The sequence below is a fragment of the Lyngbya confervoides BDU141951 genome, from assembly GCF_000817775.3.
GTDB classification, from domain to species: Bacteria; Cyanobacteriota; Cyanobacteriia; order Thermosynechococcales; family Thermosynechococcaceae; genus Lyngbya; species Lyngbya confervoides.
Map to the genome: position 1 here is coordinate 1 of NZ_JTHE03000053.1, position 23,633 is coordinate 23,633.

24 protein-coding genes, 1 pseudogene and 1 CRISPR repeat array are annotated in these 23,633 nt (G+C 54.5%); of the genes and pseudogenes, 16 read left to right on the plus strand and 9 right to left on the minus strand.

Annotated elements, in window-relative coordinates:
- Positions 1-69: 69 nt before the first annotated feature.
- The 4 genes and pseudogenes from cas1 to QQ91_RS09335 form a co-directional block, all read left to right on the plus strand.
- Positions 70-582: pseudogene (cas1, locus tag QQ91_RS09320) on the plus strand (CRISPR-associated endonuclease Cas1); the annotation flags it as partial.
- A gap of 10 nt (positions 583-592) precedes the next feature.
- Complete coding sequence (gene cas2, locus QQ91_RS09325) at positions 593-871, plus strand: CRISPR-associated endonuclease Cas2, Ssr7093 family (RefSeq protein WP_166281809.1); 279 nt, start codon at positions 593-595, stop codon at positions 869-871.
- A 134-nt stretch (positions 872-1,005) separates the two neighbouring features.
- A CRISPR array of direct repeats spans positions 1,006-2,458; the repeat unit is 36 nt; unit sequence CTCCCCACTCGCTGGGGAACTCATTTGATTGGAAAC.
- A gap of 146 nt (positions 2,459-2,604) precedes the next feature.
- Positions 2,605-3,663 (plus strand): LabA-like NYN domain-containing protein, encoded by a 1,059-nt coding sequence (locus QQ91_RS09330; protein ID WP_166281811.1) that lies wholly within the window; start codon positions 2,605-2,607, stop codon positions 3,661-3,663.
- A gap of 25 nt (positions 3,664-3,688) precedes the next feature.
- The gene (locus QQ91_RS09335) at positions 3,689-5,830 is read left to right on the plus strand and encodes an AAA family ATPase (protein ID WP_166281813.1); all 2,142 of its coding nucleotides are present in this window, start codon (positions 3,689-3,691) and stop codon (positions 5,828-5,830) included.
- A gap of 56 nt (positions 5,831-5,886) precedes the next feature.
- Here the strand turns inward: QQ91_RS09335 and QQ91_RS09340 are convergent, their stop codons facing one another.
- Together QQ91_RS09340 and recA are read right to left on the minus strand one after the other, a co-directional pair.
- Entirely contained in the window at positions 5,887-6,789 is a 903-nt protein-coding gene (locus QQ91_RS09340) for an amino acid ABC transporter substrate-binding protein (protein ID WP_166281815.1), read from the minus strand.
- A gap of 33 nt (positions 6,790-6,822) precedes the next feature.
- On the minus strand, positions 6,823-7,878 hold the full coding sequence (recA, locus tag QQ91_RS09345) for a recombinase RecA (RefSeq protein ID WP_166281817.1): 1,056 nt from the start codon (positions 7,876-7,878) through the stop codon (positions 6,823-6,825).
- Between the two features lie 84 nt (positions 7,879-7,962).
- Between recA and QQ91_RS09350 the strand changes: the two genes are divergently transcribed.
- Entirely contained in the window at positions 7,963-8,154 is a 192-nt protein-coding gene (locus tag QQ91_RS09350) for a hypothetical protein (protein ID WP_166281819.1), read from the plus strand.
- A 190-nt stretch (positions 8,155-8,344) separates the two neighbouring features.
- Here the strand turns inward: QQ91_RS09350 and QQ91_RS09355 are convergent, their stop codons facing one another.
- On the minus strand, positions 8,345-9,097 hold the full coding sequence (locus tag QQ91_RS09355) for a phycobilisome rod-core linker polypeptide (protein ID WP_166281821.1): 753 nt from the start codon (positions 9,095-9,097) through the stop codon (positions 8,345-8,347).
- 309 nt (positions 9,098-9,406) lie between these two features.
- Between QQ91_RS09355 and cpcB the strand changes: the two genes are divergently transcribed.
- The 6 genes from cpcB to QQ91_RS09385 all read left to right on the plus strand — a co-directional run bounded on the left by cpcB (position 9,407) and on the right by QQ91_RS09385 (position 14,250).
- Positions 9,407-9,925: a C-phycocyanin subunit beta gene (cpcB, locus tag QQ91_RS09360; RefSeq protein ID WP_166281823.1), complete on the plus strand. Its 519-nt coding sequence runs from the start codon at positions 9,407-9,409 to the stop codon at positions 9,923-9,925.
- 118 nt (positions 9,926-10,043) lie between these two features.
- The gene (locus tag QQ91_RS09365) at positions 10,044-10,532 is read left to right on the plus strand and encodes a bilin-binding protein (RefSeq protein ID WP_166281825.1); all 489 of its coding nucleotides are present in this window, start codon (positions 10,044-10,046) and stop codon (positions 10,530-10,532) included.
- Between the two features lie 183 nt (positions 10,533-10,715).
- On the plus strand, positions 10,716-11,531 hold the full coding sequence (locus tag QQ91_RS09370; RefSeq protein WP_166281827.1) for a phycobilisome rod-core linker polypeptide: 816 nt from the start codon (positions 10,716-10,718) through the stop codon (positions 11,529-11,531).
- A gap of 78 nt (positions 11,532-11,609) precedes the next feature.
- On the plus strand, positions 11,610-12,467 hold the full coding sequence (locus QQ91_RS09375; protein WP_166281829.1) for a phycobilisome linker polypeptide: 858 nt from the start codon (positions 11,610-11,612) through the stop codon (positions 12,465-12,467).
- A gap of 369 nt (positions 12,468-12,836) precedes the next feature.
- Complete coding sequence (locus QQ91_RS09380) at positions 12,837-13,643, plus strand: CorA family divalent cation transporter (protein WP_166281831.1); 807 nt, start codon at positions 12,837-12,839, stop codon at positions 13,641-13,643.
- 124 nt (positions 13,644-13,767) lie between these two features.
- Positions 13,768-14,250 carry a DUF3565 domain-containing protein gene (locus tag QQ91_RS09385; RefSeq protein WP_166281833.1) on the plus strand — a complete coding sequence of 161 codons (483 nt, stop codon included), beginning with the start codon at positions 13,768-13,770 and terminating at the stop codon, positions 14,248-14,250.
- A gap of 98 nt (positions 14,251-14,348) precedes the next feature.
- Here the strand turns inward: QQ91_RS09385 and QQ91_RS09390 are convergent, their stop codons facing one another.
- Both QQ91_RS09390 and QQ91_RS09395 read right to left on the minus strand, forming a co-directional pair.
- Positions 14,349-14,840, minus strand: coding sequence for a YHS domain-containing (seleno)protein (locus QQ91_RS09390; protein WP_236096141.1), 492 nt, complete (start codon positions 14,838-14,840; stop codon positions 14,349-14,351).
- Between the two features lie 131 nt (positions 14,841-14,971).
- Positions 14,972-15,274: a hypothetical protein gene (locus tag QQ91_RS09395; protein WP_166281837.1), complete on the minus strand. Its 303-nt coding sequence runs from the start codon at positions 15,272-15,274 to the stop codon at positions 14,972-14,974.
- Between the two features lie 107 nt (positions 15,275-15,381).
- Here QQ91_RS09395 and QQ91_RS09400 point away from each other — a divergent pair, with 107 nt between their 5' ends.
- The 3 genes from QQ91_RS09400 (at position 15,382) to QQ91_RS09410 (ending at position 17,042) form a co-directional block, all read left to right on the plus strand.
- Positions 15,382-15,828, plus strand: a complete 447-nt coding sequence (locus QQ91_RS09400) for a DUF4399 domain-containing protein (RefSeq protein ID WP_166281883.1) — start codon at positions 15,382-15,384, stop codon at positions 15,826-15,828.
- 47 nt (positions 15,829-15,875) lie between these two features.
- Entirely contained in the window at positions 15,876-16,367 is a 492-nt protein-coding gene (locus QQ91_RS09405) for a flavin reductase family protein (protein ID WP_166281839.1), read from the plus strand.
- 123 nt (positions 16,368-16,490) lie between these two features.
- Positions 16,491-17,042 (plus strand): FxLYD domain-containing protein, encoded by a 552-nt coding sequence (locus QQ91_RS09410; RefSeq protein WP_166281841.1) that lies wholly within the window; start codon positions 16,491-16,493, stop codon positions 17,040-17,042.
- Between the two features lie 166 nt (positions 17,043-17,208).
- On the opposite strand, the gene QQ91_RS09415 is transcribed toward QQ91_RS09410, so the two are convergent.
- Positions 17,209-17,400, minus strand: a complete 192-nt coding sequence (locus QQ91_RS09415) for a hypothetical protein (protein WP_201277400.1) — start codon at positions 17,398-17,400, stop codon at positions 17,209-17,211.
- Positions 17,401-17,991: 591 nt separating this feature from the next.
- On the opposite strand from QQ91_RS09415, the gene QQ91_RS09420 reads away from it, so the two are divergent.
- A complete protein-coding gene (locus QQ91_RS09420; RefSeq protein WP_166281843.1) occupies positions 17,992-19,197 on the plus strand; it encodes an FHA domain-containing protein in 1,206 nt (401 codons plus the stop codon).
- A gap of 157 nt (positions 19,198-19,354) precedes the next feature.
- Positions 19,355-20,287 carry an indole-3-glycerol phosphate synthase TrpC gene (gene trpC / locus QQ91_RS09425; RefSeq protein WP_166281845.1) on the plus strand — a complete coding sequence of 311 codons (933 nt, stop codon included), beginning with the start codon at positions 19,355-19,357 and terminating at the stop codon, positions 20,285-20,287.
- On the opposite strand, the gene ccmO is transcribed toward trpC, so the two are convergent.
- The 3 genes from ccmO to QQ91_RS09440 form a co-directional block, all read right to left on the minus strand.
- Positions 20,262-21,056, minus strand: coding sequence for a beta-carboxysome assembly protein CcmO (gene ccmO, locus QQ91_RS09430; RefSeq protein WP_166281847.1), 795 nt, complete (start codon positions 21,054-21,056; stop codon positions 20,262-20,264). The two genes, trpC and ccmO, sit on opposite strands and share 26 nt — an antisense overlap.
- Before the next feature lie 127 nt (positions 21,057-21,183).
- Positions 21,184-21,870: a beta-carboxysome scaffolding protein CcmN gene (ccmN, locus tag QQ91_RS09435; protein WP_166281849.1), complete on the minus strand. Its 687-nt coding sequence runs from the start codon at positions 21,868-21,870 to the stop codon at positions 21,184-21,186.
- Positions 21,871-21,914: 44 nt separating this feature from the next.
- Entirely contained in the window at positions 21,915-23,591 is a 1,677-nt protein-coding gene (locus QQ91_RS09440; protein ID WP_166281851.1) for a RuBisCO small subunit-like domain-containing protein, read from the minus strand.
- Positions 23,592-23,633: the final 42 nt, after the last annotated feature.

Consider the following 23,633-nt stretch of genomic DNA (forward strand, 5'->3'; position numbering starts at 1 on the left):
GGACGAGTTTGATACGTTTAGAGACTGTGTTGATGCAGCTTTTAATAATCATCCTAACGTTTACTCGTAGCGCTATATTTTGAAGCTTTTGGCGATTGTCTGCGACATCCAGATTTTCAGTTTGCGGGGCGATCGCGTCGTCCCCCCGGAAACCCGGTCAATGCCATGTTGAGTTTTGGCTATCAGGTGGTTTGGAATCATATCCTTTCTCTGATTGAGGTTCAGGGATTAGACCCCTACTTCGGCTGCTTACATCAAAGTTCTGATCGCCACCCTGCACTGGCGTCGGATTTGGTGGAGGAGTTTCGGGCTGCGGTCGTCGATTCGCTGGTTTTGCAGTTGGTGAATAATCGGATGGTGGAGGCCTCCAGGGATTTTGAAAACCGGGATGGGGGGTGTTTTTTGAATACTTCCGGGCGGCGAATTTTCTTGAATGCTTTTGTTCAGCGGATGGAACAGGTGATCCAAACCTCTGATGCGGATCCTGAGCCTCGCTGGGATACTTTAAATCGTCAGGTCAAGGCTTTTAAGCAATTTGTCTATGACCCCAGTTTGGGATATGAACCTTATACCATTCGATAAATGGACCGCCATGTTACTCTACGTGATCACCTACGATATTCCTTGCGATCGCCGTCGGAAAAAGGTTTCGGATTTACTGGAAGGGTATGGACAACGGGCACAGTACAGCGTCTTTGAATGCATTTTGTCTGAGAGAAAATATACGGAGCTACAAAGTCGGTTACGCAAGCGGGTAAACTTAGCAGAGGATTCGGTGCGGTTTTATCCGCTTTCGAAGCATACGCTCGGTGGTGTTGATGTTTGGGGGGGAATACCCCTGGTGAAGATGCCGGGTTCTGTGATCGTTTAAGCGCTCGATACCTTGGCTGGATTGGGTTTTGGGTCATGAAAGGGAGTTTGGGAAGGGTTAATGGGTGTGATTTTTGGGAGCGTTCGCAAACGTGGCTTGAAAGTCTTACCTGCTATGGGTTTTAATAGGGGTAGCTCCCCACTCGCTGGGGAACTCATTTGATTGGAAACACACTCCATACCTCGTCACCGACGTAGGTCACCTCGATAAACTCCCCACTCGCTGGGGAACTCATTTGATTGGAAACGACAACTCAAAGTAGGGGGTTGCATCCAGTAATAGCGACTCCCCACTCGCTGGGGAACTCATTTGATTGGAAACCTTCTACGATGTAATCAATCCGCAGAAGTTTGTCTACTCCCCACTCGCTGGGGAACTCATTTGATTGGAAACTCGAAGATGGAGCCGACATCACGGCCCCCGTTTTGGTATTCTCCCCACTCGCTGGGGAACTCATTTGATTGGAAACGCGGATGATTCCCCACCTGCTTAAGGCGATCGCATTCCCTCCCCACTCGCTGGGGAACTCATTTGATTGGAAACAGGGCTATGGACCGGAGGTTTGTATTTCTACCTCTATTTCTCCCCACTCGCTGGGGAACTCATTTGATTGGAAACTACGACAGAAGGCGGCAACATCTGCGCGATCGCTTGCTCCCCACTCGCTGGGGAACTCATTTGATTGGAAACTCTACCACAGAGCTAACCCTCCACGGTCGGGACGACGATGCTCCCCACTCGCTGGGGAACTCATTTGATTGGAAACTCGCCTTTAACTCCTTGTAACCGTCGCTATTTGATCCTCTCCCCACTCGCTGGGGAACTCATTTGATTGGAAACGCTCATCTTTTTAGAACAGATGAGCCGAAACGAGGCGCTCCCCACTCGCTGGGGAACTCATTTGATTGGAAACAAGGATGCGGCCCTAGAGTGGCTGCTAAACCCCAAACCCGCTCCCCACTCGCTGGGGAACTCATTTGATTGGAAACTACCTCAAATCGGGGTCGGTGAACGATTTCACTGAACTCATGCCTCCCCACTCGCTGGGGAACTCATTTGATTGGAAACGCCTGATACCCCCCGGACCGGATAATGAGCTGTTGCTCTTCGAGCTCCCCACTCGCTGGGGAACTCATTTGATTGGAAACAATCAAACCTCAACTTCTCTTAAATATTGATTAGTCCTCCCCACTCGCTGGGGAACTCATTTGATTGGAAACCGGGATGCCTTGGCAACGGACTTACCAAATCCCACCTCCCCACTCGCTGGGGAACTCATTTGATTGGAAACGATCGCCAGGAAGCTGGGGCAGGAAATAATCAGCAAACTCCCCACTCGCTGGGGAACTCATTTGATTGGAAACTTTGATGCCTCCGTGCGGGGCCTAGCTAGCCAGAAATCTCCCCACTCGCTGGGGAACTCATTTGATTGGAAACCAGGATTAGACTGGTATAAAAATGCTGAGCTTATTGCAACTCCCCACTCGCTGGGGAACTCATTTGATTGGAAACTCATGTTACATGACCGTGGTGTGGGGCATCACGTAGCAACTCCCCACTTGCTGGAGGACTCATTTAATTGGAAACAATACGATCGCCCCCTCATCCCCCCTGAGACCCCCACCCAAAATCACCCGCCCTCAGCCCCCTCCCGTTGGTCATTCGCACCAAAAAAAAGATCTGCGATCGCAGCCTCGATAAGCTGAATTTGTTGATGAGACCGAGGCGTGCCCATGACCAGCCTGACCCCCCAATCCAAACTCTCTGCCCACCTCACCGAAAAAAACGTCATCACCGGAGCCATCCTCTCCGCGATCGCTGGCGTTCTCTTCCAGCAAACCACTCTGACCGCCGTACCGCTGGGGATCACCCTGCTCCTGACCCAAACCCAGCGGCGCAGTAACAACACCGAACTCCGCAAAACCCTGCGCCAGCAGACCCAAAGCACAGAGCAGATCTACGCCCAGATCCTCCTGATGCAGCAGCAGCTTAAAACCCTCCAGAACACCAAGCCTGCCGCTGAACCCACCCCCTTAATCCGGCAACACACCACGCCCATCATTCAGCAAATCCATCGACTGCAACGCCAGCAAAAAGCCCTGGAGCTGAGCCACCTGCCCGCCCAACAGCAGCAGTTCACCCACCTGTACAGCCAGCTACAAACCCTCACCCAAACCCTGCAGCAGAGCGTCACCACCTTCCAGGACACCCTCTCCTCGCAGACCCTCGCCCCACCGCCTCCCGCCACCGCGATCAATGCCACCCCCCCGCTCCCCAAGGATCAAACGGTGGTCCTGATCGACGGATCGAATCTCTACCACAGCGCCAAAGGCCTGGGATACAAAATCGACTACCCAGCCCTGCTGACCTACCTCCACACCGAATATCCCCAGGCCCAGATCCGGTTTTATGCCGGCGTCGACCCCAAAAACATCGGCCAGCGATCGCTGTATCGCAGCCTTCGCACAGCCGGCTGTACCCTGATCACCAAACCCGTCATTGCGCGCGCGGACGGATCGTGGAAAGCGAATCTAGACGTAGAAATTGCCCTGGATATGTACGCAACTGCGGCCTCAGCCGCTAAAATAGTCCTGTTCAGTGGAGATGGCGACTTCGTTTGCGCCGTGCGGCGGGTTAAACAGCAAAAAACCCAGGTACAGGTCATTGGCCTGCCAGGATCCACCAGCCAAAAGCTGAAGAAAACCGCCCACCAATACCAGGATTTATCGCAACTGCCAGCTATCTTAAAACCCATCCCCACTCCCCCGGCGAGCCAACCTGCCGACTCCTGAAAGCCGACCCCTGAAAGTTGCCCCCATGCATCCAACCTGTCACATGCTGGTGGGACCGCCCGCCAGCGGAAAAACCACCGTTGCCCAACACCTCAAGCATTGCCTTCCAGAGGCCATTGTGGTGAATACCGACGACCTGCGCCGCGATCTGTTTGGCAATGAAGAAATTCAAGGTCCCTGGGAACCCCTGGAAGCCAGCGTCCTACAGCACATTCAGATCGCCCTTAAGCATGGACAGCCCGTCATTTATGACGCCACCAACGTCAAACGATCCTGGCGCATGGACCTGATCCAAAAGCTAAACTTCCCAGATCTCCCCTGGATCGCCTGGGTCCTGCAAACCCCCCTGGCAATGTGTCTGGAGTGGAACCAGCAGCGTCAACGCCAAGTGCCCAACCCAATCATCCAGACCTTTTATCAAACCCTGCATCAGTTCCCCGTACTTCCCGCAGAAGGATATCAAAGCGTCCTTGCACTGCATCCCCATCTAGAGACTAACCTGCCGCAAGTTCTCCAGCGTGAACTGGACAACCTGGAGACCCGGCAACGAAACCAGCAGAACCGCTATGCTCATTTTCAGCGCCACGGCTACTCACAATTGCTGGACTTCGATCGCCTCATGCACCTGATTCAGCTGTTGAGTCACGCCCCTGGCCTGGGGCAACTGGCCACCCAGGATCCGCAGCGGCTGATGTGTCTCCTTCAAACCCAGCATCTGCCTGCCTTCCTGGAGCCCCTAGAGGAAATTGCCGCCGTGATGGCAGCCCAACACGGTGCCCTCTACGCCGACCCCACGCACCTGGCCCAGGATCTCCAGTGGTTAGAAGCCAACGGATTCTTAGGAAGCCCAGTCCCAAACCGCCCCCTCCAGCTGCCGCCTGCCCCCCCAACCCACCCAATCCGGTGCCATCCCTACAGCGATCGCGACGCCTTCGAGCGTTTGCTCAACACCATTCGCTACATCCTGCAATCGCCCCTCTCCCAAGAACCCGCCCGACAAGCAGAGCAAGACCGGGTCCCCACCCCCCCCGGACAAATCGCCATCCTGGCCCATCAACTCCAGGCCGCAGGCCTGGTCCCCGGCAACCCCCTTCCCATGCTGCGGAAAGACATTGAACGCATCTTGAAACCCTATGGCCTGTTTCCGCCCCAACCGCTACGGAAGGGATACTTTCTGGGCACAGGAATTCTAGATCGTAGCGATCTGCAAGCCCTCTACGAACTGGCCCAAAAACAGGTGGACGGGCTAGATGATGTCCTCTCTAGAGCCCTGGTGGAGCGCTTTGAAACCAGACTGCGCTGGGCTCAATTTGATCTGCAGCAGCATTACCCAGTGCGGGCCATCGAACGCGGCAGCATCGTGAATGTGGATCTGCTCAGTGGAGAGGCCCTGAGTACACCCGCCCAGTCCCAAGCCCTGGAAGCCGATATCCGGCACCGATGTCTAATTGGGCTGGCCTATCGAAAGGGCGCAGCGCTCCACGGCGATCGCCCCCTCCAGGAAACAGTGTGGCCCATTCAAATCTTGTTCCACAACATTGCCTGGTATCTGGGCTATCAGGTCGCCAGTGGCCCCCGCAAAGGACTCTTTTGCTTTGAACGCCTGGATCGCCTCTACCGCACTCCCCCCAAGGAAACCGCCCCCCCCTGGAGTCAACAGCAGCAGCGGCAGGCCCTCAAACATCTGGAAACCCTTTGTCAACATAGTTTTGGCATTTACTTTGGACAAGATCCCGCCCAGCAGGAGGCCTTCCTCCAGGCCACCCCCCGGCAGCGTCTCCAGCACATGGGGACCCTCAAGCTGCGGGTGACCCCAGCGTTGTTTCGCTTCATCAGTGAAGCCACCCAGCAGTTTCCCCGCGCTCAAGTGGCCATGAGTCGACCTGAACAGCGGGACCTCCATGGCCATCCCGACCTCAAAAAACTGTACAAATTACCCAGGGCTCAAGACCCCCAGCATCCCTTTCGTCTCCAGGTCAAACTGCCAGCCTGGTGCTTTGAAGATGTCACCTTAAAAGCCTGGGTCTTGGGCTTAGGTCCAGGTGTGAAGGTCATGGGACCGCCTCCGTTTCAAGCGTGGGTCCTCCAGGAGATCCAGCAAGCCGCAAACCTGTACTCAGCGCCCCCATCCTCAGCGCCTAACCCCAGTCCATCCTTGCCCTCCTAGACATCTCTCCCCCGCCCTAACCCTGCAGCCACCGCCCAGGGCGTCCCGCCTCAGCGCTAAAGATCCGCCTCTGGCAGTTCCTCCTTGAAATCCAGAATGAGCTGCATGGTCTCCACCGATAAATTCCGCAGGTCCCGCGTCATGGGCGCCGCTCCCTCAGGGCCAAACCAGCGATCAAAGACGGCCTGATATTCTGGCTTTTGCTCAAGAAATCCCTGCATGTAGCGCACCAGGGCAAGATTCACCGAGTCTTGGAAATCCGAATGGTTTTCGGGAAGCATACAGGCAATCCCCTCCTTGGAATAGGGATAGCTGGCAATCCTAAACTGTGAGGGATCGGGTTGTCGTTGCAACCACGACTCCAGCAAGATGCCGTCATCCGCAAAGGCATCAATTTCACCCTGGGCCACCGCCTGATACCCACTGGCGCGATCGCGCATGAGAACCAACTTGGCTTCGGGCTGCAGCCTCCGGACAGCCGCTTCATTGGTGGTTTTAGGCAAGGCTCCAATCCGCTTCCCTGCCAGGGACTCAGGATTTGAAAGGACAGAGTTTGCAGGCACGAGCAGACGGGTTCCCGTAATGCCATAGCTCACAGAAAAATCGATCCGCTGATCTCGATCCCAGGTAAAGCTGCTGGCATCACAAACCAAATCCACCTTGCCCGCTTCAAGCTTAGGGATCCGCTGATCCGAGGCCAGGGGGACTAACCGCAGCTGAACCGGTCGCTGCAACTGTGTCTCTAACACCTGACGAACTTGCTGCATCATGTCCACGGAATAGCCCACCAGCTCCCCCTCCTCATTGCGATAGGCGTAGGGAAAGGCATCCTTGCTAGTCCCTCCCACCAAAACCCCAGTCTCGGCAATTTTTTCCATCAGAGGTTGAGCAGGGGCTGGCAACACCAACATCCCAGGAGTTGCCAGAACCAGAATCGAGCCGAGAATTGAACGGAGCATAGCATTAGAAAGTTGAGACTGGCTCGAATATTATCACGGCTTCTCAGAGAAGGCATCCACGATCTGGGGAGTCTCTGGCGCGGGCGGCCCCCCAACGTGATAATGCGCCTTCACCTGTTGCTCAATCTCAGCCAGCAGATCCGGGTTCTCTTGGAGATGGGCCATGGCATTGTCGCGACCTTGGCCAATATTCTCTCCCCCATAGCTGTACCAGGCTCCCTTACGCACCACAATGTTGGCTTCCTCCGCCATGTCCACCAAGCAGCCCAGAGTCGAAATCCCCTGGCCAAACAAAATATCAAACTCTGCAATGCGAAAGGGCGGAGCCACCTTATTCTTGGCCACCTTCACCTTGGCTCGAATCCCAAAATCATCCGTGCCCTTCTTCAAGGTTTGAATCCGGCGAATGTCTAACCGCACCGAAGCATAGAACTTCAGAGCGTTCCCGCCCGTCGTGGTCTCTGGATTCCCGTAGGTGACCCCAATCTTAAGCCGCAATTGATTTAAAAAGATCACCGTGCAGTGGGATTTGCTGACGTTGGCCGTGATCTTTCGCAGGGCCTGACTCATCAAGCGGGCCTGCAGTCCCACATGGGCATCCCCCATTTCTCCCTCCAGTTCCGCCCTTGGAGTGAGCGCCGCCACCGAGTCAATCACCACCAAATCCACGGCGCTGGACCGCACCAGCTGATCGGTAATTTCCAGGGCCGTTTCCCCGGAATCGGGCTGGGCCACCAGCAGGTTGTCAATGTCTACCCCCAGGGCTGCTGCATACCCAGGATCTAGGGCATGTTCTGCGTCCACAAAGGCAGCAACCCCTCCAGTCTTTTGCACCTCGGCGATCGCATGCAGGGCCACGGTGGTTTTGCCGGAACTTTCCGGGCCGTAGATTTCAATGACGCGCCCCTTGGGCAAGCCCCCGCCTAGGGCCAGATCCAAGGTCAAGGCCCCGCTGGAAATGGTCTCCACCCGCATCTGGGGAGCATCCCCCAAACGCATAATCGCGCCCTTCCCAAAGGACTTCTCCAGTTGCCCCAGCACCACCTGGAGGGCCTTTTCCTTGTCTGATACCGGATGGGATGTTGCCATGGTAACCTCGCGCCCTTGACTGAATGGATTTGCATTGATAGTACGCCTATACTATCATGGTGTCAATTCCAAGGGACACCGTCCATGCCAGAGCAACTGATTCAACTGGTGGCCTACAAGGATTGGATCATTGGCGTCACCCATGCAGGTCCGGCGCACTATGCCTGCTGGGTGATTACGCCCGAGGCGATCGCCCTCAATGATGGGGAGATTTATTCCTGTGCCGCTGAGGCGATGACCTCCGGACGAATGCTGGTGCTGATGTCGGTGGATTAGCGCGGTGGATTAGCGCGATCACGCAATGCCTCCCTCTGGGTTTGTCCAAATTTGGGCAGGACATTCAACCTTGTTTTCCAGGCTGAGGCGATCGCCCCGTCAACATCAACGAGGGCTGGCAGTATGACGCCTGCCAGCCCTCGACTCTCATATTTTCTTGGGCGAATGCCTGAGCTTAATAGATCGAGGGTTAGCGGCTCCGGTTGGGAACTGTGGCTTCGATATCCAGTTGTGATAGAGAGGGACGCTCAGGGGAGGCGGCCCGGAGATTGAGCCGACTGGCCATCTGCCTGAACAAGCTAGGATCGCCTGCCTTGGGCTGATTTTCGTAGGAGCGGAATCTGCGAACAGTTTCTTGCCAGATCCCCTGGGGAAAGCCAAGCTGGGTCCGGTGATAGCTATCGTAACGGGGGAGACGAATATTAGACGGCATCTCTCCCAGAACGCGACTGGGCAAAATGCGGCGGCGTTGATAGGGAACGATATTTTCCCCAAAGGCTTCAATGTACTCCTCACTGTCCAAAAGCTGATCGATAAAGCCCTTGACTCCCTGGGTCATCACGATCGCAGACCAGGCAATCTTTTCCGCCTCGCCATAGACCCGCCGTCCTAAGACTCGCTCCACACAGTGCTCCACAAACCGGTAGTTACTGTTCTTGTTATAAAAACTGTCCATGAAGGTGTTGGACAGGAGTAAGCCCCGAATAAAATCTCGAACGGTAATTTGCCGATTGCGGAGCTGAGATTCCAGAATGGTTTCTCGATCCCATCGAAAGGCATGGAAGAAGATCTGACGATAGGCCGCATTGATCAAATTGTCCATCTCCGTGGGGGAGAATTGATCGTCGGCTGAATAAATAATGGCTTCGTCATCCCGAGCGCCCAAGGCATCAACGCGCGAGTTGGGGCAAGTGGGCGAATAGGCTAATAAAGGGATAGTCACAGTGCCAGGAACCTCCAGCCTAAAATTGAAGTACAGATATATGAACAGTAATTATATAGGGGCAAGGGGATCGGCAATGATTCCCTCTGGACAAAACTTTACAAAAGTTCGGGGCGGGGGGAGGCCCAAGGGGATTTCGTGCAAAAAATGTGTAGCTTCTAGCTCAATTATTTTTAATATTTGGCTTTCCGGTTGCAGTGTAAAAAAACTAAAGACCCATTCAAGACCCATTACTGAGATACTCTTTATCTCTTCGGTCATAAGATCAAGGCTGTTTTGAGCTGTGTGCATTTTTTAGGAGATAATCTAATGCTTGATGCCTATACAAAGGTGATTGCCCAGGCGGACATGCAAGGGCAATTGGTCAGTGCGAGTCAAATTGATGCCTTAATGGCAATGGTCAAAGATGGTGCCAAACGGACCGATGTGGTGAACCGGATTACTGGAAATGCCTCCACCATCGTCACCAACGCAGCTCGAGAGTTATTTGCTGAGCAACCCCAATTGATTGCCCCCGGTGGCAATGCTTACACCAACCGTCGGGTGTCGGCCTGCCTGCGCGATATGGAAATCATCCTGCGCTATGTCACCTACGCAATTTATTTAGGCGATGCTAGCGTCCTAGAAGATCGCTGCCTGAATGGTCTGAGAGAGACCTACATCGCCTTAGGGGTCCCCCTCTCCTCAATGGCGAATAGTGTTCAAAAAATGAAGGAAGCCGCCATCGCCATTGCGAATGACCGGAACAATATTCAACCCGGTGACTGCAGTGCTCTCATGGCAGAAGTTGCCACCTACTTTGACCGCGCAGCGGCATCGATTAGCTAAATCGATTAGCTAAATCGATTAGCTAATTAGAGCAGATTATTTGCAGATTATTTAGAGTCTGTAGGGCTCAGCATCAACCTGAAATACCTAAAACAATAGACGGGAGATATCCTTATCCATGAAAACCCAATTAACAGAAGCGGTGGCCAACGCTGATTCTCAAGGTCGCTTTTTAGGAAACACCGAGCTGCAAGTGGCCTTTGGGCGTTTGCGTTTGGCCATGGCGGATCTAGAGGCTGCTAAAACCCTGGGTGCAAAGGCCACCCAGCTAGCAGAGGGGGCCGCCAATGCGGTGTATCAAAAATTCCCCTACACCAAACAAATGCAGGGGCCTAACTATGCCTCAACCTCAGAGGGACAGGCCAAGTGTCTCCGAGATCTGGGATATTACGTGCGGATTATTCAATATTGCCTAATCGCGGGCGGCACCGGTCCTGCGGATGAATACTTGCTGGCAGGACTTGCAGAGATGCATAATCGCTTTGAGCTCGTTCCGGCCTGGTACGTGGAAGCGCTAAAGTACATCAAGGCAAACCACGGCATTTCTGGCGATGCGGGTCTCGAAGTTAACTCCTACATCGACTACATTATCAGTGGTGTGAGCTAGTTTTTGGGAATAAGGCCATGCCATGGTTGTGCAACCTTAAAATTTGGAAGGCAACCGTGGCATTCCCTTGATTATTTGAGAAATTCAAGGCAAGGAAGAGTAGCCCCAGGGCAAATCAACGGGACAGAAGACAGATTACCCTGAAGCTACCGAGTGGAACAGTATTTATGAGGGTCAATCAATATGGCTGGTTTACAAGAGGCGAGTAGACTGGGAATTTCACCCTTTGAAGAAAGCGCACCCGTGGAGTTGCTTCCGGCAAGACCCCCCGAACAAGTGGAAGCCGTGATTGCAGCAGCATACCGCCAGGTCTTTGGCAATGAACATATCCTTGCCAGCGATCGCTTGGGGGGAGCAGAATCCATGCTGCGTTCAGGGGCAATTTCTGTACGAGATTTTGTGCGCATGCTTGCAGAATCGCCGCTTTATCGTGAGAAGTTTTTATATCCTAACTTTCACGTGCGCTTCATCGAGCTAAACTTCAAGCATTTACTGGGGCGATCGCCCTACGAACAGTCTGAAATTTCCGAGCATCTAGATCTATTTCTATCCCAGGGATACGAAGCTGAAATCAACTCCTACCTCAGTTCAGAAGAATATCTGGAGAGCTTCGGGGAGAACATCGTTCCCTACTACCGAGATTTTCAGCTCGATCATCCGGGTCAGCGAGCCATTGGCTTTAGTCGACTGCTGCATCTGCAGCGGGGCTATGCAGCCAGCGATCGGGCGCAGAAGCAAGGGCAGCCCCGTCTCACCACAGAACTGGCCCGCAATACAGCCACCTCAATTACCGCTGCATCCGGAGGGGTGCTATCCGGTGGACTGGGCGGGGCTCGTGGGGATGTCTATCGTCTGCGAGTGATGCAATCGCAAGCGTCGAATGCTCCCGTGGTTCGCCAAAGTATGACGGAATTGCTCGTGTCCTATGATCAGCTGACCACAAAGCTACAGTGCTTAAGTCGGGCGGGTCGGAAGGTGGTGAGTGTCACTGCCGTGTAATTCTGTGGGCAGGGACAGATAAGTCCCAGGGGTGAACGACTCAAATGTATAACCTGTCGATGTTAAGGAGAAATTGAGGTGCCTATTACAACAGCGGCTTCGCGTCTGGGGACATCGGCCTTTACGGATGCCGCACCTTTGGAGTTGCGTCCCAAGGCGACTCCAGATGAGGTGGAAGCCATCATTTCAGCGGTTTATCAACAAGTTTTGGGAAACCCTCACCTGCTGAAGGCGGATAGACTCGTCATTCCCGAGTCCCTCCTGCGCGATCGCAAAATTACGGTGCAAGAGTTTGTGCGTCAGGTGGCAAAGTCAAATCTGTATAAGGACAGATTTTTCCATGGCAACTTTCAAAGCCGCACGATTGAACATAACTTTAAGCACTTACTGGGACGGGCGCCCTACGATCAGTCTGAAATTAGCGAACACATGAATCGCTATGAGACCCAGGGGTTTGAGGCCGATATTGATTCCTACATTGATTCAGCGGACTATCAAGCCAACTTTGGGGAAAACATTGTGCCCTACTATCGGGATTTGGTCACCACGGGAGTCAATCAGCGATCCGTGGGATTTCCCCGGCTGCTCCAGCTTTATCGTGGATACGCCAACAGCGATCGCGCCCAGATCGTCGGCGGGGCACCGCGCTTGGTGCGTGATTTAGCCTTCAATACCGCCACGCCTGTCACCTTACCTTCAGGGAACGGGTTTCAGCCTGCGGCAAAGGGGGACGCCTCCTACAGCGCCTTTGGGGGGTCTAAGGCCTTTGGATCGGGTCGGCTGTTTCGGGTTGAAGTGGCCGCGATCAATAAACCGGGTTATCCCAAGGTCCGTCGCGTGAATAAGGCGGTGATTATTCCCTATGAGTCTCTGAATTCCCATATGCAACGGGTGCAGCGCCAGGGTGGAAAGATCGCCAGCATTACGCCGCTTTAAACGTTTCTGTTCTCACCAGCATGGTCCCGAATTCCCCTCTGCGGTTCTCTGGCAATCCTGGATGAGAACAGATGTCCTCAGGCCTTAACAACGCGCGTCGTCGCCCGACTCTAAGGGGTTCAGACGTCTAACCCCACAGGTCCGCTGGCTGCAACCCTTGGGCTACTGCCCAGACCGGGTCGCCCCCCTCTGTCTAAGCCAGTCAAAGCCTGACCGATCTAGATACCGCCTTTGGTTCAGAAAATCTCGCCCCCCGGCCCAGGAATCTCGCCAAGGGATCTAGAGGCCAAACAGGGCAACGCAGCGACAAGGATCCCTGGCCCACGGGCATAATGGGAGCATCCATCATGAGCTGAGTCGAGCGCAACGATGCTAGTCCCAAAAACGTGGGATCTCCCGGAAGAGATTAGACGCCGCTTTGGATTAAAGGGGGCAGGCCATCAGCGGGCAATGGCGGCGGAGGGACATCTGCTGTTGATTTTGCATTGCTTGCCGCTGACCCAGGGGCGTGGCTCCTCGCAGAGTTCAGACCCATTGGGCCGACGCCAGCCCGTCTTTTTCTGGCGATCGCCCCAGGGTCGTTGGCGTTCGGATCATCGAATATCCGGGATTCAGGGGCTACAGCAGCATGTAAAAAGTTATGAGACGGCCAGTGAGGCCCTGGCGAAACGGCTCCATCGGGCACAGTGGGCGGATGATTATTTTCAGCTTTTGCAAGATATTGCCCCGGTGGAGCTGGCGGCCAAGAATTTGCACGCCACGCTGCAGGCAGCGCGGGAGGCCGTTCCGGAAGATCGAGATTTAATTGATGTACGGGATTGGGCTCGGGAAATTGAGCGATCGCTGTCCTTACTCTATATCAGCACCCAAAATGCGCTGAACTTTTATATGGCGCGCCAGGCGGAGACGCAGGCCCGATTAGGCACTCAGTCGATTAAAATTGGGACGCGGTTAAATGTCTTGGCGGCCTTATTTTTCCCCTTAACAGCGATCGCAAGTTTGTTTGGGATGAATTTACCCAGCGGCTTGGAGCTGCAGGTCGGGTTATTCTGGTTAGTGTTGTTGATCGGAGTGGCCATGGGAGTGGTGACGCAGCGATGGGTATTGGATGGGCGCCATGAGGGATTGAGGGGGCTGTGGCGATCGCCGCAAAAGGCTGAAGGCAATGATTCTTAACAATCCAGGAGAATCCAGGCTGCAAAGGGCTATCCCCTCAAGGGATGCAGCTGACCATTGGCGGCATGGCTCACACCCTCACAAACCGCAAACCACACTGAAATAAACCGCAGGGGAACCACCATTGCTTCGACCGATCACTGGTTTTCATCTAGATGAGGAGTCTCACTGGGTCGCCGACTTGGACTGTGGCCATTCGCAACATATGCGCCACGATCCGCCCTTCTTCTCGCGGCCCTGGGTTCTCTCCGAACCGGAACGGCGCAAGATGCAGGGAACGGCGATTAACTGCGTGCGCTGCGATCGCAGGGAATTCCCGGAGGGATTTAGGGCCTATCGCCAAACCCCAGTGTACGATGCCCACACCATGCCCCCAGGTTTGCGGAACAAGCATTCCACCAAACGAGGGGTATGGGCCAAAATTCATGTCCTGCAGGGGCAGCTTCGCTATGAAATGGCTGATCCCTTCCATCAAGATCACATTCTCACACCAGAAACCCCAGGCATCATCGTTGCAGAAGTCGAGCACGCGGTGCAACCCCTTGCAGACGCTACATTTTTTGTGGAGTTTTGGAAGCGCATTGACTCTGGCCCATCCAACTCCTGACAAGAGGACAGGCCCATTGCCAGATCTCAATCAAATCACCAGAACTGAGCCAGTCTGCCCCTCCCCTGACTGGGCCAAGGGAAGAAAACAGCCTCCCCCTACAACGCCACCTGGGGCCAATTGGCATCGGCCTTAGCAATGTTGCCGGGAATATCCTTTTCCCAACGCTTTTGAACGCTGCGATTGAGATTCAGATACAGCTTGCCATCCACAATTTTCCAAGCGTCTGGATCGCTGGGCGCAGTTGATCCTTGACTCACGGCCCAGGCACAGTAGCCGCCATACTGCGGCGCATACGCCTCAGGATTAGCTGCAAACAGCGATTGATTCTCCGCCGTTGAAAAAAGCCAGGTTTCCCCTGCCCACTGATGACTAAACTCCGGTCGCCCAGCCACCGGCCGTTGTTCCTTAAAGTAAGCAACGGGATCGGTTCCACCCAGGGCTTTCCCATCCTCCACATAAATGGGGAGACGCGCTTGCCCCTGAACAGATCTAGATTCGGGAATGGACCGGTCCGATCCCGCCAGGGTCTGTGTGGATTGGTCGCAGGCTACCAGGCTGGAGGCCCCCAACAGAAGACCTAAAACCATGCCTATCCTCAACTGGATTTTCATCGATATAACTCCATGTCAATCAATCACGTTACTCGACTAGGCCGCTGAGTTTTTAGGGAATTGCAGCCATCCTAACCACTCATGGAGGCTTTCAGCTGAGAAGAACATTAATCTTGCCAGGTGGAAACCACCCACAGCACCTCCGGAATCAGGTCCGTCTGGGGATTAAATTCAAGCTGGGTTTCGCTCAATCCCAGGTAGCCCGAAGCCTGAAAGGCCAGCAAGATGCGTCGAAGCGCCAGCCAAACCTCTGATTCGTATTCCCAGTGACCTGCGCGGGGAGCATGACCCGCGATCGCCTTTAGAGCCCAAAAATAGGAATTGCGCACCACAGATCCCCCCCTTTTGTAACTGGGGCAATCCTCCGCCGCAATAATTAACAGATCCTTTCCCTCTAATCTTGCCTTCATGCTCGCTTGCCTCTGCCGCTTTATCGTCGAGAAAGCAAAGGGGCCTCCCCCTGCGGACTTTTAATTCCCCTATGATGAAAGGGGTATATACTCCTCAAAAGATAGTAATGCGTCCCAAGCTTTCGATCATCCCTCTAATTGCTGCCGTTGTGGTCAGTCTGGCTCTGCTGGGAACTCCAGCCTTCGCAGCCCATGACCTGTCGCCAGCACCAGAAGACGCCAAGGTCTATTTTATTGCGCCTAAAAATGGGGAAACCCTGCCGCAAACCTTTACTGCAAAATTTGGGCTATCGGGTATGGGGATTGCGCCCGCGGGTGTAGATCGGAGCAATACCGGCCACCATCATCTCCTCATTGATCAAGCACCCCTGCCTGATCTCACGGAGCCACTCCAGGTCAATGAGCACATCAAGCATTTTGGAGGAGGGCAAACTGAAGCCGTTCTAAACCTCCCTCCTGGCCCCCACACCCTGCAACTCCTACTCGGCAATGCCGCGCACATTCCCCATGATCATCCGGTCATATCCCCCAAAATCTCAATTACGGTGAAGTAGAGCGCGATCTGTATTCTCTATTTCCTGCCCTTTACCCCCAAACACCGATGAGTGAATCCTTAAACGAACAAGCCAAACGAACCCTGTTGCGCACGCTTCCCCATCCCCTAAACATCTGTGGGGTCAAAGAGGGGGAAACCGTCAACGGCTTTACCCTCAGCTGGACCACCCAAGCCTCCTTCAAACCACCACTGGTGGCCATTGGAGTCCGTCAAGAGTCTCAGTCCCACGCCATGCTGATCGCCAGTCAAGTTTTTGCCATCAGCTTTTTAGAGCAGCATCAAAAAGAGATTGCCGAACTCTTCTTCAAGCCTCAGCAGGGAACGGGGGCCAGATTTGGCGAAGTTGAATACGAGCTTGGGGCAATCACGGGCTGTCCGGTGCTCAAAGATTGCCTTGGGTATGTGGAATGCCGGGTGCAAGGACAGCTAGCCGGGGGGGATCACTCTATTTTTATGGGAGAAGTGGTGGCGGCCCATGAATATCGAACAGGGGACCCTCTGTGGCTTAGCGATACATCCTGGCAGTATGGTGGGTAAACTAAGGGCACAGACTTCGTAACGGATCTGCGCGGCACCTCAGATAGGGGCTCACAGGTTAGGGGTTCTGTGCACTGTCCTGCGTTCTTTGTTTCGGAAATGCCGCATCCTTCTGGTTTTTCGATGGCTCGACTTTCTCTAGGGCTGGGACTCGCCCTTGCCGCAATGACCGCCGCAGGGGACCCAGTTCAGGCACAATATCAAGGCCATGCGGGCGATATTGTGGTTGTCGGAGACTCTCCCGGTGACTGGTCCGCTTATCAAAACTATTGGCGTCAGCTCTTACAGCTCAATCCCGCTCCCCCGCCTAAGGACAACGGACCCGCCGCCCCTTCTGAATCGGCTTCACCAGAAGCCGTGGAAGCCCAATTACTAAAAAACATCACCGTAACCGGTCTCAAGCTTGAACCCATCCTGAAGCTGAACGGATCCTCTCAAGTGCAGGGAACGGTCACCAATCAAAATCAAAAACCGGTCACGATCTCCGCCGTGAATTATGAGATTCGAGATGCAAACGGGCAACTGGTCCAAACGGGCAGCGCGGTTCCTGAACCCGCAATGATTGGGCCAGGACAATCCGTTACATTTCGGAAAGATCTTTTAAATCTTGCGGCTGAACCCGGCTATCGGATTCAGCTGACGCAAAACTCGGTCACCTTGAGCGGGGGGGGCTAGGCCTCTTCTGCTTAAGGCAACCGACAGGGAGCAGAGCCAGGGAGTGTGAACCGGGCCCTGCCGGTTGCACTTGCCCCCTCTCTTAGAGGCCAAAGGTATTCAAGCCCCCATTCCAGGCGGTTGTTCATTGTCCCTCAATTCCGGGAGAAACTTTTGCCGCACTCAACTAGGACTGGAGCACTGGGGGAGAAGCCACGGCCCCCTGGATCGATAAGGCTGAGACAAAGTTTGCGTCAACCTCAGGTAAGCCATCGGTTTCAATCGGCATCCGGGTTTTACAACTTTGGCACAGCCAATACAGACGCCCGGAACTCAAATGCCGCAGCATGGTATCGGAACAACAAGGACAGGTTGTCATCTTTAGATTTTTAACCCTGAATATTAACAAAAAAATCAAGCAGTTTTTAAACTTAGCGATCGCTGAAGTGCTCAATCAACAACTTCAGAAATAATGCAACGGTTTATGCGGGAAAAATGTACAAGTGTATCGCTTTAAGAAGAATCACTAACCCGCTGCTCTAATATAGCGACAAGCCCTCAGTTCCTCTGTGATCCTGGGCACATTTCCAGCGTTGCAACGCTGAAACAATTGCCACCTAAGGCTTAGGGAATTTGTTGTGATTTAATAACTTTTATTTCAGTCCCCAAGGACCCAGGTCGACCCGTGCGGTGATTTTTTAACTCCATCCCCCCAACGGGGAGTGCCAAGATAATCGCGGAAGATGATCTAGGATCGAGGAAAATATAGACCCATAGGACGATGACTGGATTAACAAAACCTGAAGAGATTTCCTCTTTCAATTGCCGGGTTTAATTTCCAGGTTTAACTGCCGAGAAAAGCCCCGGTTGCACACCAGGAACAGACCTATCCACCTGCGAGAGAATCAGGTTTATCCTCGATTAGAGCTATGGCATACTAGGGCCATCCCCCGCCACTTTATCCGCATTAATGGTGAATGAACTAAATCTTGAATGGATTGAAGCGGGTAGCCTCAAAACCCAGAACTTTGTCCCCGGCCAACCCGGTCCGCAGCCAGACACCCTCAGAATTGGCCGCGATCCCAGCCGTTGCGATATTGTGTTGAGCGATGGAAGCGTCTCAGGGCTCCATGTCGAGATCGGCTTTGAGTCTTCATCAGGGCGATTTTATGTTCAAAATCTTCGCCCCACCAATCCAGCCATTGTGAATGGCGAGTCCCTCACCCAGGGGATGATTTATCTGCTACCGGAAAACACCATTCAACTGGGAAATGTGCAAATCCGGGCGATCGCAACGGTTCCGCTGCCGGATCAGGCCGTGCCGCCCACAGAACTTCAACATTGGGGCTATGCCCCGGCGCCGGGTCCCGTCAGTCCCCCCACCCCCGTCTACACTCCGCCCCCCGGCTACGGTGTCGGTGCGCCGGCCCAGTCCCCTCTTCCCTACAATCCGCCCCCCAATTATCAAGGGATTCCGCTACCTCCCCCTGTCACGGGTTCTCCCCCCGGCAGCCAGAATCGGAGCAAACCCTGGGTGTTTGTGCTGGTGGGCGTTGTTGTCTTGGGATTGGTGGGGTTAGTGGGGTCCAACATCCAGCGCTTTTTCGGACTGGCCAACCGCGACAACTCCTCCGGCGAAGTCCAACGGGAGGACTCCAGCAGTCCCTCTAGCAGTGGCCCAGCGGAGGGACCCCTGGGCATAAGCAATCTGGTTCCCTTTGAGCATCCCTCCGGACTCTTTTCCATCAACGTGCCGGACAACTGGCAAGACATTGACAATAGTGAAGCCGGAGAAATTGTCATTCGCGGCTGGCGGCACCCCGACATCTACAGTTTTGTCATCGCCCGGATCTTTGCGGCGGATCGAGCAGTGAGCCTGGATGAGCTCCAAAACTTTAGCGTTGAGCATGTGGAAGCGCTCTTTGAAGACCTTGATCAGTTTAGGCGCAATAATCCTGATCGGCTTCTAGACGGCAGTATTCGCATTACCTGGCAGTATTTAGAGGCCGGAGATGTTCTCAAAGCTGCCACCTTTGTGCGGCAGGACGGTTTAAATGTCTCCTCCTTAACCATTGCCATCCCTGAGGAGTTCGCCAACAGCGACAGCGAGTTTCAGATCAGCATTCATGCCATCGTGGACAGTTTTGAGGTTGATCCTGATGTGACCATTCCTTAAACGCGCCAACCTAGACTGCGGCTTGAGGTGTGGGAGAGAATGAAACTGACCCGGTAGGCAAACCTACCCAAACTCTCCTAAGATTGCTTTAGTTTTCCCCCTTGCATTCTTGTTCGTTCAAGATTGGGTTTGTTCCAGGAGCTGATCAACATCCTCTATGCGCATTCGACGACATCCTTCTAGCCCAGCCGTTTCCATTCGGGAACTCCAGTATCAGATTCAGACCCAGGACTCTCAGCCTCAAAATATTTTGGAGGAGATCGTGTGGCACAAGGAAAAGGAGGTCGATCGCTTTCGAGATCAAACGCCCCTTTCCGATTTGCAGCAGCAGGTGGCGAAGCTCAGCCCACCTCAGGATTTTCTTGCGGCCTTACGTCAAGGGAAGACGACCCCCGCTCTGATTGCGGAGGTCAAAAAAGCCTCTCCCAGCAAAGGGCAATTCCGGGATACCTTTCATCCTGAGGAAATCGCACAGGCCTATGAAAGGGCGGGGGCAAGCTGCCTATCGGTGCTGACCGATCAAAAGTTTTTTCAGGGCGGCTTTGAAATTCTCTCCCAGGTGCGGGAGTCAGTGCAGATTCCCTTACTGTGTAAGGATTTTGTCCTTTATCCCTACCAAATTTATAAAGCTCGCGCCCACGGAGCGGACGCCGTCCTGCTAATTGCTGCCGTCCTGAGCAACCAGGATCTCGCCTATTTTATGAAGATTATCAAAGCCCTGGGGATGACGGCTCTCGTTGAGGTTCATACCCTAGAGGAGCTAGACCGGGTGATCTCGATTCCAGGGGTGGATTTGGTGGGAATCAACAATCGCGATTTAGAAACGTTTCACGTTGATTTAGCGGTGACATGTTCCTTAATTGACGCCAGGGTCAACCCGCTTCGCGATCGCGGCATTTTAGTGGTGAGCGAGTCAGGGATACATGGCCCGCAGGATGTGGCAGCCGTGGCCCAGGCGGGTGCCCAGGCCATTTTAGTGGGCGAGTCCCTGATTAAACAGGAGTCCGACGAGTCCCACTTTGCCTCGGAACTCGAGCGCATGCAGACCAAGATTGACCGGCTCTTTAATCGCCCGGCAGGGAATCTCTAGCTTGGGACGGCTCCACAGGAAGCTCTAGCCGGTCAGCTTGACTCTTGGCTTGGGAGTGCGGTAACTCCAACAGTTCTTTTTCCTTCATCGGCAGAAGCTCCACAGGCTGAGGCACCTGTTCCTTAGGCAACATGACCGGAACGGGCTGTGGCTCTTCCTCCAGCCAGCAGCTCGCGGTGGGCAGAGCGTAATCCAAATCTCCCAAGGGGTTCGGAATGACCATAACGGCATGTAGCTCTCCAATGCGCTCCGCTTCGTACATCCCCGCTTCCACCGCAATAGTGACGTTGGAAATCGATCCGCGGATAATCGCCGTGCAAAGGCCATCTCCCACCGTTTCATAGCCCGCCAGACGAACATCCGCAGCTTTGAGCATGGCATCGGCGGCCCCCACCATCGAAGGAAAACCCCGAGTTTCCAGCAGCCCCACGGCATAGCGAGTCAGGCGATTTTTTCCCTGGGCACGGCGCAGCAACAGCCGCGTTCCAATGGGTAAGATTTTCTCTAAATTCGGCAGCGGTCGCGGGATGACCAGCTTGGACATGAGCTGACCAAATTTCTGAGCAGTTTCGGCCCCCGCCTCTACCGCCAGCCGCACATCGGCTAGTCCCCCCCTCACCACTGCTGTACAGTAACCGGACCCCACCTTTTCGTAACCCACCAGTATGACCCCCGCAGACTTGAGCATCATGTCCGCAGTTCCGACCATGGCCGGAAAACTGCGCGTTGCCACCAGTCCCAAGGCACTCTGTTCCTTAAATTCATTCATGGTTCAGTCTCCAAGGGCAGCCAGACTCTGGTCAACAGGTGATGGGCCGGAGCACCAGATCTAATCTGCCACCGGAATGATTCCAGCATTCAATCCTTCTCACCTACCTCGATAATAATGTTCCTGATCAGGAATGGGGGGAATGGCGAGCCTCTTCAAAGGCTTGTCGATCCGGAAACATCTGACGCACCATCTTCTCAAATTCCGCCTTGCCGATGACTCGTTTGGCAGCATTCGGAGGTCCCCCGGCAGGCGGCGGAGTGGGGCTGGTAGGGGCTGGCGGGGAAGAACCATCCACCGGATCGGGCAGCGGATTCACCGACGGATCTCCAGCCCCCCTTCCTCCCCTGGGGTCCACCTTCGAGGGCGGGGGATCTACTGGGTCCGATGGAACGTCGCGCGGAGATCTGGCGGGCTCAGGGGACTCTAGATTGGGAACATCCCATCCCCGGCTCGAATCTCCAATCCGCGCTTGGGCAGGAACAATTTCGGCCTCGGCAACCGCAGGATTCAGTAAGGTTGCCCCCGCCCCAATGCAGGCCTGACGCCCCAGGGTACCGCATCCCACAATGAGCACATCGCCCGCCACGCAAACCTTTTGATGAATCTCAATCGATCCGCCGGTGGCATGCACAATGACGCCAACCCCCAGACAAGCCCCATCGCGCACAGTGATGGAACAGTTTGGGTCAGCGCGCAAAACCACGCCCGGCGCAATGACCGCGGTGGGAGCAATCATCACATCGCCCACGCAAAACGGGTCGCTTGCGTGAGTGATTGTGGAATAACAAACCTCCCGAAGGGCAATTTCCATCACTGGATCCGCACATTTCACCCAAAGCGGGGACCTCAATCCTCCTAGGGGCGTTGCACAATCGTCTCCGAGACGCGACGCTTTGCCCTGGCATCAATGCCAATCATCCTGACGTAGTTCCCACTTTGCTCAGCCATGCAGCGCTCCAGCGCCGCGATCGCATCGCCCATAGACCGGGCCTGTACCGGAGCGCAGCTTTGCCAGGAGTTAATCTTAAAGCGGCGCGGGTCCGCATATTCAATTCCAACCTTATGCCCCTGACTGACAAGGGCGCGCAGTTGATCGAGGGCCTCCGCATCCAGTTGCCCTGACCCTGCTGATCCGGCCACAGATCGCCCTGAGACACTTCCAGATCCGCTCGCGGCAATGGACGGAGCGGATTGCAAACTGCTGGGAATCCCGTCGGGCTGCTGAATCGGCATCTCCACCACACGCTGCTTACGACCGGTGTCAATCCCGATTAGACGCACGTAATTTCCCTGCTGCTCGGACAAAAAGTGAGCAATGCCATTGAGCACCTCCGCTTCCCGACTGCTTTGGAACGTGGGACCGCTGTACCAGGAGTTCGCCCGGTAGCGACGTGGATCGGCATATTCAGTCCCCACGGCATAGCCCTGCTGCACAAGCTGGCGAACCGTCTGCACCACAGCACTGGGTAAACCGGTGGAGCTGTCCACCGCCGGGCTGCGAGATGCGCCTCCCCCGTAGCTAGCAGCACCGTAGCTCACGGAAGACCCATTCAAGGAAGCCACTGTTTCCCCTGGCCGCTGAATAATGGCTTCAAACACACGACGCTTAGCAGAGGGATCAATGCCCAGAAGCCGCACATATTCCCCTTCATGCTCCGTCAAACAAACATTTAGCGCCGAGAGAACCTCTGACTCATGGCGCCCCTCAAAGGGTTGACAGCTTTGCCATGAACTGGTGCGAAAGCGTCTAGCATCAGCATGCTCAGTGCCAATCTGGTAGCCCTGGGCCAACAGGTTGCGCACCTGCTGCTGAACATCCGCACTCACGCTAAGATTTGCATTGCTGTAACTGTTCACAGTACCGAATCCCTTATTAATAGCAGTAGTTGGTCTCAAGGATTGAGAGGGGTGGGAAGTTGAGGTGCGACGCGTCGTCGCGTTTAATTGACGGCCAGCTTGAACCCTAGCGACGGTCCCATCCGTAGCATTGCTTCCCACCACCTGCTGGGCAAATGCCACATCCTGGGGTCGAACATCAGGAAGGCTGTCCGCCTGCTGCTGCGTAGTAATCACCGCCCCCGAAGGCACATATTTCCCTGGAGGAATGACCACATCTTGAATCAGGACATGCATCATCACGATGCAGCCTGAGCCAATACGCGCATTGAAAACCGTTGTTCTAAACCCAATAAAGCAATCGGAGCCAATATAGACGGGTCCATGGATGAGAGCCTTATGGGTAACAGCAGTGTTCTGACCAATCCAAACAGAATACTGCTGCTGATCATCCCCAAGGACACTCCCCTGCTCTAAACTGTGGATCGCCACCCCATCTTGAATCACCACCCCAGCGGCAATCCAAAACGGGTAGTTGCCATCATCAAACAGGGAAGCCCCCGGTGAAATCACCACGTCTTCAGCCAGAAAGACATGGTGACTCGGGGCTGTCGAATGGGGTGGATAGGCTCCAGTTGCGATCGCAGCCGGGGGCGATATCGAAGGTGCTGGAGCAGCCACACTGCCTACAGCCATAACCCTGAATCTCCTCTAAAATTTTGACTCTATAACCAGGCT